The organism is Undibacterium sp. YM2 (genome assembly GCF_009937975.1).
In the GTDB taxonomy this organism is placed as follows: domain Bacteria; phylum Pseudomonadota; class Gammaproteobacteria; order Burkholderiales; family Burkholderiaceae_D; genus Undibacterium.
Genome location: NZ_AP018441.1, coordinates 5,966,890 through 5,980,337, shown reverse-complemented (window position 1 = coordinate 5,980,337; position 13,448 = coordinate 5,966,890). Strand labels below are relative to the sequence as shown.

Below are 13,448 nucleotides of genomic sequence, written 5' to 3'. Positions count from 1 at the left end.
AGGAGAAAACATGAATACCCAAACTGAAGCTTTCCTGACCGATAAAAACCTCGCCAAAGATAATGCAGACTGGGCAGAGGTAGGCAAATCGCATCCGCATGAATCCGCAGTCTTGCATGTGCTGGGTGAGGCGCGTTATACCGATGATATTCCGGAAGTGCAGGGCACCTTGCACGCGGCACTGGGGCTGTCGTCCAAGGCGCATGCAAATATTGTGTCCATGAATTTTGATGCAGTCAAAAGCGCACGTGGTGTCGTGGCGGTATATACCGCCAAGGATATCCCTGGTACCAATGACTGCGGCCCCATCATCCATGATGACCCCATCCTGTCAGAAGGCCTGGTTGAATATGTAGGCCAGCCCATTTTCATCGTCGTCGCCGACACGCATGACAATGCGCGCCGTGCCGTGCGCAAGGCCGAAATAGTCTATGAAGAATTGCCTGCGATACTGACACCACAAGAAGCGAAAAAAGCCCAGTCCTTCGTCTTGCCGCCCATGCGTTTGCAGCGTGGTGATGCACAGGCTGCGTTCGAGCGTTCACCGCGCCGTGTCAAGGGTGAATTGTATGTGGGTGGGCAAGAACAGTTCTACCTCGAAGGCCAGATTTCTTACGCGATACCGAAGGAAGACCGTGGCATGCTGGTATTGTGCTCGACTCAGCATCCGAGCGAAATGCAGCATGTGGTCGCACACGCACTGGGTGTGCACAGCCACAACATCGTGGTTGAATGCCGCCGCATGGGCGGTGGTTTTGGTGGCAAGGAATCGCAGTCTGCCTTGTGGGCAGCGGCAGCAGCGATTTCTGCCGTCCACCTGAAACGCCCGGTCAAGCTGCGTGCTGACCGTGATGACGACATGATGGTCACTGGAAAGCGCCATTGCTTCCATTACGATTATGAAGTCGGTTATGACGATGAAGGCCGCATCATCGCCGCCAGGGTAGAGATGGTGTCGCGTGCCGGTTTTTCTGCCGATTTGTCAGCACCAGTGGCAACCCGTGCCGTCTGCCATTTCGATAATACCTACTATCTTGGTGATGTCGATATCCGCGCCATGTGCGGCAAAACTAATACCCAGTCGAATACCGCCTTCCGTGGCTTTGGTGGCCCGCAAGGGGCGATTGCGATTGAATACATCGTCGATAATATCGCCCGCGACCTGAACAAGGACGCGCTTGAAATACGCCAGATCAATTTCTATGGCCGCAATGATGAAGAGGGGCGCAACGTTACACAGTATGGCCAGAAGGTGGTCGATAACGTCATTCATGAACTGGTGGCAGAACTTGAAACCAGCAGTGAATACCAACAACGCCGTGCTGACATCAAGGCTTTCAATGCCAGCAGCCCCGTCCTCAAAAAAGGTCTGGCACTGACGCCAGTTAAATTTGGTATCGCGTTTAACGTCACCCACCTGAACCAGGCTGGTGCTTTGGTACATATCTATACCGATGGCTCGGTACTGGTCAATCATGGTGGTTGTGAAATGGGGCAGGGCGTCAATACCAAGGTGTGCCAGGTGGTGGCGCACGAGCTGGGCCTGAATCTGGACAAGGTGCGTGCTACCGCCACCGACACCAGCAAGGTCGCCAATACCTCAGCCACGGCTGCTTCAACTGGCGCAGATTTGAACGGCAAGGCCGCGCAAAATGCCGCGCATACCCTGCGCCAGCGCCTCGCTGAATTTGCAGTGAAGACTTACGGTGGTGAGCTGGCAGACATCCGCTTTGCGGCGGGCCTGGTCAGTGTCAATGGCCTCGATATTCCGTTTGAAGCCCTGGTGCAAAAAGCCTATCTGGCGCGGGTGCAATTATGGTCTGACGGTTTTTATGCGACACCGGGCTTACACTGGGACCCCAAGACCATGAGTGGCAATCCCTTCTCTTACTATGCCTACGGTGCTTCGGTATCTGAAGTCATTGTTGATACCCTGACTGGTGAATGGAAACTCCTGCGTGCCGATGCGCTCTACGATGCTGGCAATTCTTTGAACCCCGCCATCGATATCGGCCAGGTAGAAGGTGCTTTCATACAGGGCATGGGCTGGCTGACGACAGAAGAATTATGGTGGAACAAGGGCGGCAAGCTGATGACGCATGCACCTTCGACTTACAAGATACCGGCTATTTCTGATTGTCCTGAAGACTTCCGCGTCAGCCTGTTCAAGAACCGCAATGTGCAAGACAGCATACACAGGTCCAAGGCCGTCGGTGAGCCACCGCTGTTGTTGCCGTTTTCTGTTTTCTTCGCCATACGTGATGCGATTGCCAGCGTGGCAGACTACCGCTATAACCCGCCACTGAATGCACCGGCAACCAGTGAAGCGATTCTGTCGGCCATCAATGGCGTAACAGCCATGGCTGCTGCCAGCTAAGATAAAGTCAGACATAAAGTGAGACAAGCGAGTTCATCATGAAGCTTTGGTTAAATGCAATTGCCACACAATCCGCCCCAAAGATACTGGTGACGGTTGCCACGGTCTTGGGTTCCGGCCCGCGTGAGCCGGGTGCCAAGATGCTGGTCACCGCAGATGAATTATTCGATACCATAGGTGGTGGCCATCTGGAAATGAAGGCAACAGAAATTGCCCGCAGCATGCTGGCCATGCCCGAAAGCCAGCTTGCCGCCCAGCGCCGCTTTGAACGTTTCCCTCTAGGCCCCAGCCTGGGCCAATGCTGCGGCGGTGTCGTACACCTGGCCTTTGAACGCGTGCAGGCTGATAGTCTGGCTTACTTGAATTGCCTGAACCAGCGCTGGCGTCTGGGGCAGGATAGCTGGCGTTTGCTGGCGCTGGACAGTGCGCAAGAGCCAAGCCTGTGCGATGCCAATGGTACCTATTTGACAGGCCCTGCCTGGCCCACGGGTTTGCCAGTGCAAATCGATACCAGCAATCCCTGTCAGGTCTTGACTGATGCAGCAGGCCAGCGCTGGCTGCTCGATTCCTGCCTCGCTTACCGCGCTCACCTGATGCTGTTTGGCGCTGGCCATGTTGGTGCTGCTATCGTGCGTGCCATGGCTGACCTGCCTTGCCGTATCACCTGGGTCGATGAACGCGAAGATATGTTCCCGACCCGGCTGGCCGCCAATGTCACAGTAGAAGCGACGGATACGCCAGAGGCTCTGATCGCCAAAGCTGCCCCGGGCACATCCTTCCTGGTGCTCACGCATAGTCATGCACTGGATCAAAAACTGTCCGAGCATATCCTGCGCCTGCCCGATGTAGGCTGGTTTGGCCTCATAGGCTCGCAAACCAAGCGCGTACAGTTTGAGCGCCGCCTGCGTGAACGTGGTATACCGGCTACCCGCCTCAATGACATGGTTTGCCCCATAGGCTTGCCCGGCATACATGGCAAGCAACCGGCAGTGATTGCCGCCTCTGTCGTCGCCCAGCTCTTGCAGGTCTGGGAAGAGCATGACATTCATCAGCAAAAAGAACTGAACCGCGTACTTGCACGCATAGGTACACAGGCAGGGCAGCATGTTTCTGCTGCCGCACAGACAGAAAAAATGGTCCCAGATGAACGACACTTGCTGGCTAAGCGTTAAACTCTCGCTGTTAGCGCTTAGCACCCTTCAGATCAATGCGAATGTGACGCCAGACCGGCAGACTTGATGCACAAGTCGTGGTCTGGCTTGATTGCGCCTGCAAGACAGAATTCAGAAAGACCACGATGAGCAATATTTCAAGTAAAAACACGCTGCAAGCCTACCGCGCCAGTGTGCTGCATTTCCAGCACGACCCTGCCTTTCATGCGCAGGCTTATGCCTGGCATGAAGACGGCCTGTTGATTGTTGAAGACGGTAAGATAGTCGCCGCTGGCGAATATGCGCAATTGCATGCCAGCCTGCCTGAGGGGACAGAAGTCATCGATTACCGCGGCAAACTCATTGTGCCGGGTTTTATCGACACCCACATCCATTACCCCCAGACCGACATGATCGCGTCGCCAGCGCCCGGTTTGCTGCCCTGGCTGGAGACTTATACCTTCCCGACTGAACGCCAGTTTGCAGACATCAACCATAGCGCCCAGGTTGCGCATTTCTTCATTGATGAATTGCTGCGCTCAGGCACGACGACAGCCATGGTGTATTGCACCGTCCATCCAGAATCCGTCGAAGCCTTCTTTGCCGAGAGTGAAGCGCGTAATCTGCGCATGGTGGCAGGCAAGGTCTTGATGGACAGGAATTGTCCTGAATTCTTGCGTGACACTGCCGAGGGCGGCATACGCGACAGCGAAACCCTGATCAAGAAATGGCATAAACGTGGCCGCCAGTTGTATGCAATCACCCCGCGCTTTGCACCTACCTCCAGCGACGCACAAATGCAGCTCGCAGGTGAACTGGCGCAGGCTTATCCCGATACTTTCCTGCAGACCCACGTCGCAGAAAATACCGATGAAGTGGCCTGGGTTAAAGCGCTGTATCCAAAAGCACGCAGCTATCTCGATGTGTATGACCAGTACGGCATGCTGCGCCCGCGTGCCATGTACGGTCATTGCGTATGGCTCGATGATGTGGACCGTGCGCGCATGGCAGAGACGCAATCAACAGTGGCGATGTGCCCGACTTCCAATCTCTTTCTTGGCAGTGGCCTGTTCAATTTTGAGCGTGCCGACGCCCAGCAAGTCAGCCTGTCACTGGCCACCGATGTCGGTGGCGGTACTTCATTCTCGATGTTGCGCACCATGAATGAAGCCTACAAAATGGCACGTCTTGGTGGTACCTACCTGCCAGCCTTGCGCATGTTTTACCTGGCAACCCTGGGTGGCGCACGCAGCATGCAGCTGGAAGGCACGATAGGCAATTTCGTCAAGGATGCAGAAGCTGATTTCATCGTGCTTGACCCACAAGCCACACCTTTGCTGGCACGCCGTACCGGGCATACCGAGAGCCTGGATGAATTGTTGTTTGCCTTGGCCTTGCTGGGCGATGACAGGACAGTGGCTGCCACTTATGCTGCAGGTAAAATGGTACATCAGCGACAGTTGTGAAAATCTTGTCTGACTGATTTATGATGGTGGGTATTGTTCAACACCTTTCAAGGAAAAACCATGCCCACCATCAATGTACAAATGTTTGAAGGCCGCACGCTCGAGCAAAAACGTGCCTTCGTCAAAGCCGTCACCGAAGCCAGCGCCCAGACTCTGGGTTGTTCTCTCGACGCTGTGGATATCATCATTCAGGAAATCAAGCGGGAAGACTGGGCTTCTGGCGGGACTTTATGGTCAGACAAAAAATAAAATCTGAATAAATTCAAGTCAAGAAGTCTTGGTAGGGTGCGCCTCTTGCACACGCACTTTTCCATACAGCTTCTTATTCCACTTTCAATTTACCCTTGATAATCGCCTGACTCGCTTCACGCAGTTTTTGCAGCACAGGCCGCTGGCGCAGGATATCGCAATCAGAATAGGCCGCATCAGTGCTGATACCGGTCAGTGATACTGCGCCTTCTTTCAAGCCATATTCAATCCTGGTGGCAGTTGATCCACCCAGGATGGCAGCGACCGCCAGGCTGATGGCCGTATCACCATGCACCTGCATATTGTCGATGACCTTGCCGCCAGTTTTGGGGCACTGGTTGACATAGCTGCCTATGGCCCGTGCCTTGTTGCTGCCAGCAAGCGCTTTGAATACCCCATTATTGCTGCTGCCAGCGGCGGCATAAATCATATCCACGCCGTCCGCCAGCATGCTCTTCGCCAGCGCCTCGGCTCGTGCTGTGTCATTGAAGGGCTGGCTGCCTTCGATCCAGACGACATGGCTAAGGTCAGCATCCGGCCTGACTGACTTGGCACCAGCGACGAAGGCATCAACTGGCTTTTGTTTCAATGACGTTTTAACCGCCCCGATGACACCTAACTTGCCACTGGTCGATATCAGTGCTGCCTCCATACCCGCCAGATAGGTAGCTTCGCTTTCGCGAAAGCTGATGCAAAGCAGGTTCGGTGGTGGATTACTGATGCATTGCTCCAGTATCACGAAACGCACGTTGGGAGCAGCACGCGGCACGGTATCGAGCAATTCCCTGAATTCATAGCCTATCATGACGATGATATTCGCCCCCAGCCTGATGGCATTTTCCAACTGCTTTTGCCTGCCTGTACGGTCGGCCTGGCTGGCAAGGGTAGTTGCCTGCATCTGGTACATCTGCGCCGCCTGCTTGATGCCATCACTGCCTTGTTGCAGGTAGGGTCATCATTGTCGGGGACGGGGCGTATGTAGAAAATTTTTTGTGGCTCTGCGGCGTGGGCTGGGTTGTTTGTCATGCTGATCATGAGGCTCGTGATCAGTAGCGCTGCCCTGATAATTTTGTTATTGCTGATGCGGGTTTGCATGGTCGTCCTCCGGGTATTTTTATTGCTGGCTTCGGGGTCAGCATGAGGTTTTATCTTGGAGGGAAATTGTATTTTTTCAGAGGGTTGAGGGTAATATTGGATATGGGTTTGGGGGATAGTGGGGGAGGGGGCTTGTGTTAGTTGGGATTGAGTTTTGAACTCGATGAACTGCAATAGTATTAACGTCGCTCCAGCGCTCTAGTGGCGTTCGTTGCATTGCACTTTGATTAAAACGATTGCCCTTCGTGGAACCAAGCCGGATCTCGGCCCGGCGGCCGAAATACTTTCTTTGGTCGCCAAAGAAAGTATTCAAAGAAAAGCGACCCAGGCGTCGTCGCCCCTGCGGGGTACCCGTTTGTGCAGTACAAAAAATGGGAAGATCCGAAACTCGCTTCGCTCAGACAGCGGCTCTTCTTTTTCCATTTTCTGTACTGCACAAACGGCGTCGACACATGGGAACTGCAAAAGTCAAAAACAACGGCAAAGTCAACGGCAACGTCAACGCGACTATTGCTGTAATGACTCGAGACTGATCAATTCAGAGTTCTCAGCTTTTACTCCGCCTGATAAACCCACTTCCCACCCTTGATCTGCACCATGACACGCGCCCTTTGATCAAGGCCCAGGTGATCGGATTTGCTCATGTTGACAACGCCGTTGGTAGTCGCCAGACCTTGTGTCGCTTCGAGGGCATCGCGCAAGGCTGCGCGGAATTCCGCTGTACCCGGCGCGGCTTTTTTCAAGGCGACGGGGATGGCTTGTTGTAGCAGCAGGCCAGCGTCCCAGGCATAGGAGGCGAATGCTGCAAGGCTGCCTGCGCCGTAGGTGGTTTCAAATTTGTTGGAGAAATCCAGGGCGGCTTTTTTGACAGGGTTGTTGTCGGCCAGTTGTCTGGCGACCATGACCGGGCCAGTTGGCAGGAAGGTGCCATCGCAGTCTTTGCCGCAGACGCGCAGGAAGTCGCTGTTGGCGACGCCGTGGTTGTGGTAGACGCGGCCTTTGTAGCCGCGTTCTGCCAGGGTTTTGGGGGGCAGGGCGGCGGGTGTGCCGGAGGCGCCGACGACGATGGCATCAGGGTTGCCAGACATCAGCTTCAAGACCTGGCCGACCACGCTGTTGTCATTGCGGCTGAAGCGCTCTGTCGCCACGATCTTGATCTTTTTGAGCTCGGCATACTTCGTCACTTCGACCAGGAAGGCTTCACCGAGGGCGTCCGAGAAACCGATGAAGCCCATGGTCTTGACACCTTTTTTGCTCATGTCTTCGGCAATCGCAATCGCCATCATGGTGTCGGTCTGTGGTGTCTTGAACATCCAGGCTTTATTCGCGTCCATGGGTTCTATGATGCGGTTGCTGGATGCAAGACTGATGGCCGGGGTCTTGCCTTCACCGATGACGCCCAGCATGGCGAGGGAGTTGGGCGTGGTGGTCGAGCCTATGATGGCATCGACTTTTTCTTCCGATATGAGCTTGCGGGTATTGGTCACGGTTTGGGTGGTGTCGGAGGCATCGTCGAGGACGATGTAGTCGACTTTTTTGCCTGCGATTTCCTTGGGCAGCATGGCAATCGCATTTTTCTCGGGGATACCCAGTGATGCTGCCGGGCCTGTCGATGAGATGGTGACGCCTATCTTGATCTGTGCCTGGGCATTGATGCTGAGCAGGCCTGCTGCCAGTGCCAGAAGGCTTTTCTTGATGTTGGTATTTGTCTTCATTTTGTCTCCGTATTTTTTGTTGTGAGTCGTTTTATAGTTTGCAGGGTACAGATAAAAAACCGCGGAAGCGTGCGCGTCCACCCCTGATGGGTGTGGCGCTCAATTCATAATCCGGGAAGCGTGCCAGCAGGCGCGAAATCGCCACCCTGCCTTCCAGTCGCGCCAGAAACATGCCCGCGCATTGGTGTATGCCGGAGGCGAAAGCTAGATGACGGTTCGGGCTGCGGCTGATGTCGAGTTTGTCGGGCTCAGGAAATTGCAAGGGGTCGCGGTTGGCCGCGCCTATGCCCAGGCTGATGCGGCTGCCAGCGGCGATAGCGATGTCACCGATGTACGTATCTGCCGTCGTCATGCGGTTGCCCAACTGGTTGGAACTTTCAAAGCGCAGGAATTCTTCTATGGCGGTGTTGATCATTTCTGGCTGGGCGATCAGGCGGGCTTTTTGTTCTGGCCATTCCTGCAGGGCGACCAGGCCATTGCCGATCAGGTTGGTGGTGGTTTCATGTCCGGCATTGAGCAGGAACACACAGTTTTGCAAAAGCTCGGTTTCAGTCAGCTTTTCGCCATTGGCTTCGCCTTCTATGAGGCGGGTCAGCATATCGGTTTTGGGGTCACCGGGATGCAGGCGGCGTTGTGCCACCAATTGTTTTAGATAGTCCAAAAATTCAGCGACACACTGATTGGCATAGGCAAAAAATTCTGGCGTGATGGCTGGCTCCAGTGCACCGAGGATGGCGAGTGACCATTCACGCAAGGGTTCGCGTTCATCATGCGGCACAGCCAGCAGATTACCGATGATTTCTACCGGTATGGCGGAGGCGAAATCGCTGATGAGATCGACTTCGTTTTTGTTCTCCATCTGATCCAGCAAGCCATCCACCAGTTTGATCAGGCCGGGTTCGGTTTCGGCCATGGCCGCAGGTGTCAGGCCACCCATGATGAGGCGACGTACTCTTGTGTGCAGTGGCGGGTCATTGAAGACCAGGCTATTGGTGTGATGTTCATACAGCAGCGAATCACCATAGCGGGGTTTGAATTCCTGCTTTTTGTCCGAGCTAAAGGTTTTTGCATCTTTGTACACATGCACGAGGTCGGCATAGCGCGTCAGCAAGTAAGAGCCATCCGGCATCTTGCGCACGGGTGTTTGCTCGCGCAGGGCGCGGTAGTAAGGGTAGGGGTTCTGGTAAAAGTCTGCGGGCAGGTGGCGCAGGTCAAAATCATCAGTGATAAGCGGCGCTGATGTGACGGTATTCTGATACTGAGAAGGCATAAAAATCCCGGCAAAGGACAGAGTTTGCACTGTGTCCGATTTGCCGGGTACTGTCAATCAGGCAGATGACAATTCAGATCATGGCAGGGGTGCGTAATTCAGTGGTGTCCAGGCATAACCCTTGCCTTCTTTGTGTACATAACCCAGGGCAGGGAAGGACAGGTGAGCGGCACCGATGAGATAGCCATGCTGCGCTGCATCAGCATAGGCTTTTTGTCTTTGCGCATAGGCTGCCTTGCTGTCGCTATCGAATTGTATGGTGACAGACGGATCTGGAAACTGCACTGCAGCGACGTGCATGAGGTCACCCCACAAAACCAGGGTCTGGCCTTTGCTCTCTACCTTGTAGATGCTGTGGCCAGGGGTATGGCCATGGGAGGCTACTGCCTTGACGCCGGGTACCAGTTCGGTGTCACCTTCGAAAGATTTCAGCTTGCCAGTCTGCACATAGGGCTTCAGGATGGCGATGGACTTTTCAAAGCTACCCTTGGCATCACCAGTCGCCTTGTCCAGGTTGGCCTGGCTCAACCAGTAATCGGTGTCATGCTGGTCTATGCGCACGATAGCATTTGGGAACGCTGCCTTGTCACCATCTACGAGGCCACCGATGTGGTCGGCGTGCATGTGGGTGATGTAAATTTCGTCGATTTGCTCAGGCTGGTAGCCGGATGCTTTGAGGCTGGCCTGCAGTTTACCCAGAGTAGGGCCAAAGAAAACACCGGCGCCGCTATCTATCAATACCAGCTTGCTGCCGGTGTTGATCAGATATGCATTCACCGAAGTTACGAGTGGGCTATGTTGATGGTATTTGGCGAGTGCCTTGCCAACTTTTTCTGGCGTAGTATTGGTCAGCAACTTATCGACAGGCAGGGATACAGTGCCATCAGACAGGACAGTGACTTCAAAATCACCGAGCATCGTGCGGTAAAAGCCGGGGGCGCTGGTTTTTACCATAGGTGCGGCAGCATGGGCGCTGATGGCGGGAATGCCAAACACGGCAATGCCAGCGAGGATGGAAGAACTGAACAAGCCGGAGCGGAGCAAACTTTTCAATTGCATGGTTTTTCCTTGGAAGATGGCAGGGGCGCAGCAGGCTGCGGGCTTTCGTCGGACAGCAAGCTGTGATGGGCAAAAATTGCAAATGCGACAGCTATTATGCCGAATTTCTGCCAACTTCGTTGGAGAGCAAAACTGCAGGGCGAAGTGTTAGTTGTTAGCTATTTAGATGTTAGCTGCTAGCTGATCAGTGAGGCAGTCAGTGCATCAACTTCTTCTGCCGATTCTGACAGGATGGAGGTCAGGGTGCCTTCACCTACGGCAAAATCAATTTCCGAGGCTGACTGCCGTATGCTCTCAGGTGAGCGCGGGTCCAGCGGTGACGGCACTGCGGCCAGCTCATTGGCCAGCAACAGGGTGTCGCCCAGAGTTTCTGGCGGCATGACGCGCATGCCATACCACAGGGCTTCTACTGCCGAGACCACGCGTTTGGGTACCAGCAATTTATTCAAAACGGCGCGGCCTATGAAGGTTTCATCTGTTTCTGCCAGCGCATCTGACGGGGGCGGGCTGGGATCGATTTCCAGCAGGGCCGGGAATTCCTGCGCGCGTGACAACAGGTAAAAACCGCCAACTTCATGCACGATGCCAGCGAACAGCGCAGTTTCGGCATCCACCTTGCTGACCTTGCGCGCAATCAGGTGAGCCAGTGCCGCTACATAGGCAGAATGCCGCCACAGGGCTTCCATCTTGGCACGTATGGCTGGGTCAGAAACGGCTGCACTGAGCTGGCGCATGACCACAGCAGCGGTGACAGAGCGCAGGGTATTGAAACCGAGGATGGTAATGGCGGTGCGGATATTGGTGACGCCACCGCCAAAGCGGTTATAGGCAACAGAATTGGCAATGGCAACCACGCGGGCTGACATCAGGGGTTCAGTCATGACCAGTTTGGCGGCTGTCTCTATACCACAGTCCGGGTCGTCCAGAGCCTGTTGTATCTTTAGCGAGGCGTTGACATTGGTCGGAAAGACCAGGTCACCCTTGCTCGCTTGTTCAACAATACTCTTTAATGCTGCCGTCTTATTCATAATGTGTTTGTTGGAGCAGACCTCAGGCAGGGTGCTGCTCCCCACAATCCGCTAATTTTTATTGAAACCCAGTGCCCTCACTAGTTTACCAGCAGTTGCCTTGATTAAGGAGGGTTCGTCTTCAGTATAGTCGTTACGCACGGGAGTCGCTTGTACGTGCTGCACTTGCTGTACCCTGCGCACGGTATTGCTGGAATTATCGAGTTTGAAGGCCGATACTGCCCTGGCCAGGTTGTTGGCCTGTTCTTCCATGCTTTCTGCCGCTGCGGCTGCCTGTTCTACCAGGGCGGCATTCTGTTGCGTCATTTCATCCATCTGGGTTATGGCTCGGTTGACTTCTTCTATACCTGAACTTTGTTCCAGCCCGGCTGCGGTGATCTCGGACATGATGTCGGCCACATGTTTGACCGAGCTGACAATTTCATTCATGGTCTTGCCCGCTGCATCAACGAGCTTGCCACCGGCATCAACTTTTTCTACCGAGTCACCTATCAGGGTCTTGATCTCTTTGGCGGCACTGGCGCTGCGCTGTGCGAGATTGCGCACTTCTGAGGCCACCACCGCAAAGCCACGGCCCTGCTCACCGGCGCGGGCAGCTTCCACCGCTGCATTCAGGGCCAGGATATTGGTCTGGAAGGCAATGCCGTCAATCACGCTGATGATATCAACAATCTTGCGTGAGCTTTCCTTAATGGAGTTCATGGTATGCACCACCTTGCCGACTTCTTCACCACCCTTGATGGCAAAGTTTGACGCCGAGGTGACCAGGCCATTAGCCTGTCTGGCATTGTCGGCATTGTGCCTGACGGTGGCCGTGATTTCTTCCATGGAGCTGGCGGTTTCTTCTAGCGCCCCGGCCTGGGTCTCCGTACGGGAAGACAGGTCGGAATTGCCGGTAGAGATTTCTACCGCAGCAATGGCGATAGCGTCTGTACCCTGCCTGACTTCGCTGACGATGTTATGCAGGTTATCACTCATTTCCTTCAGGGCATTGAGCAACTCGCTGATTTCATCGGTACCGTCCGCCGCTTCACGGAAAGACAGTTCGCCTGCGGCCACACGTTTGGCGATGGAAACTGCATCGCGCAGGGGCGTGGTGATACTGCGCGTCATGAAGATGGAAAAGCCTGCACCAAATAACAGGATGACCGCACCAATGGCAAACAGGGTAAAGGTCAGTTGCTTGCCCTTGCTCTCTGCCGTGGCAGACAGTTCAGAGGCCGCTTTGTTCTGGATTTCAACGAGCTTGTTGATTTCCAAAATGGCTTTTTGTTGCAATGGATCAACTTGGGTGGCGATCAGCTTGACGGCATCTTCGCCGTTGAAGGCCAGCAACATCTTCATCGCTTCCTTGATGGGAAAATCAATTTGCTTGTCGAGTTCAGAAACTGCATCAATGATTTTTTTCTCTTCGGCACTCAGGCCCAGGGCGACGAGTTTGCCCCTGGCTTCAGCAAAGCGGGCTTGCTGTTTTTTGGAGATGACATTCTGTTTGTCGCTTTCCCCGAGGTCGGTTTGCAAGCCTATGTTGCGTATGGCGATACCGCCTTCCAGCATGCTGCTTTTCATGGTGGCCGCAAGTTCGCTTTTACTGTGGGAGAGTTCGAGGCCTGCAACCATTTCCTTGCGGTTGTTGGCACTGAAGATGCCATCGATGATGAGGATGAGTACCAGGCTAGCCAGTATCACACCAAAGCCCACAGCAAGTCGGGTACCTATGCGCAAGTGACGCAAATTCATAGTGAATCTCCCACAAAGAAGTTCAGTTACTACGAGGTCGTGCCTATATAAAATCTTTGCCTGGTATTGCGCTTACTGTGATGATCAGGCTGAATGGCAATATGCAAGCTGTATGCCAGCGACAGCCTTGATTTCATCATGCCATTTATGGCTTGTGTCACTCCAGGCAATCATGTGAATGAAGTACAAGATTTCAGATCAGCCCCTTATAACCTGTTTACGATCTTACTGCGCGAGCGTGATCGGGACTCATGTGCTGCTCAAAATGCTAATGTACTAGAGTACATTCCGCTTTTTG

Annotated in this window: 10 protein-coding genes; 4 read left to right on the top strand and 6 right to left on the bottom strand. The window is 54.1% G+C overall.

What is annotated here, in order from left to right; all coding sequences use genetic code 11:
• Window positions 1–10 precede the first annotated feature (10 nt).
• The 4 genes from xdhB (at window position 11) to UNDYM_RS27460 (ending at window position 5,243) form a co-directional block, all read left to right on the top strand.
• Window positions 11–2,377, top strand: coding sequence for a xanthine dehydrogenase molybdopterin binding subunit (xdhB, locus tag UNDYM_RS27475; protein WP_162043987.1), 2,367 nt, complete (start codon window positions 11–13; stop codon window positions 2,375–2,377).
• Between the two features lie 38 nt (window positions 2,378–2,415).
• Window positions 2,416–3,549 (top strand): xanthine dehydrogenase accessory protein XdhC, encoded by a 1,134-nt coding sequence (gene xdhC / locus UNDYM_RS27470; protein ID WP_162043986.1) that lies wholly within the window; start codon window positions 2,416–2,418, stop codon window positions 3,547–3,549.
• A 125-nt stretch (window positions 3,550–3,674) separates the two neighbouring features.
• The gene (gene guaD, locus UNDYM_RS27465) at window positions 3,675–4,994 is read left to right on the top strand and encodes a guanine deaminase (RefSeq protein WP_162043985.1); all 1,320 of its coding nucleotides are present in this window, start codon (window positions 3,675–3,677) and stop codon (window positions 4,992–4,994) included.
• Between the two features lie 60 nt (window positions 4,995–5,054).
• Window positions 5,055–5,243 (top strand): 4-oxalocrotonate tautomerase, encoded by a 189-nt coding sequence (locus tag UNDYM_RS27460; protein WP_110254338.1) that lies wholly within the window; start codon window positions 5,055–5,057, stop codon window positions 5,241–5,243.
• Between the two features lie 73 nt (window positions 5,244–5,316).
• On the opposite strand, the gene UNDYM_RS27455 is transcribed toward UNDYM_RS27460, so the two are convergent.
• From UNDYM_RS27455 to UNDYM_RS31275, 6 genes are all read right to left on the bottom strand, one after another.
• Window positions 5,317–6,189, bottom strand: a complete 873-nt coding sequence (locus UNDYM_RS27455; RefSeq protein WP_255456559.1) for a BMP family ABC transporter substrate-binding protein — start codon at window positions 6,187–6,189, stop codon at window positions 5,317–5,319.
• Window positions 6,190–6,892: 703 nt separating this feature from the next.
• Window positions 6,893–8,053 (bottom strand): ABC transporter substrate-binding protein, encoded by a 1,161-nt coding sequence (locus tag UNDYM_RS27450; RefSeq protein WP_162043983.1) that lies wholly within the window; start codon window positions 8,051–8,053, stop codon window positions 6,893–6,895.
• A gap of 31 nt (window positions 8,054–8,084) precedes the next feature.
• The gene (locus UNDYM_RS27445; RefSeq protein ID WP_162043982.1) at window positions 8,085–9,323 is read right to left on the bottom strand and encodes a cytochrome P450; all 1,239 of its coding nucleotides are present in this window, start codon (window positions 9,321–9,323) and stop codon (window positions 8,085–8,087) included.
• Between the two features lie 78 nt (window positions 9,324–9,401).
• Window positions 9,402–10,382: an MBL fold metallo-hydrolase gene (locus tag UNDYM_RS27440; RefSeq protein WP_162043981.1), complete on the bottom strand. Its 981-nt coding sequence runs from the start codon at window positions 10,380–10,382 to the stop codon at window positions 9,402–9,404.
• Window positions 10,383–10,558: 176 nt separating this feature from the next.
• Complete coding sequence (locus UNDYM_RS27435; RefSeq protein ID WP_162043980.1) at window positions 10,559–11,410, bottom strand: HDOD domain-containing protein; 852 nt, start codon at window positions 11,408–11,410, stop codon at window positions 10,559–10,561.
• Window positions 11,411–11,461: 51 nt separating this feature from the next.
• Window positions 11,462–13,150 (bottom strand): methyl-accepting chemotaxis protein, encoded by a 1,689-nt coding sequence (locus UNDYM_RS31275; RefSeq protein WP_162043979.1) that lies wholly within the window; start codon window positions 13,148–13,150, stop codon window positions 11,462–11,464.
• Window positions 13,151–13,448 lie beyond the last annotated feature (298 nt).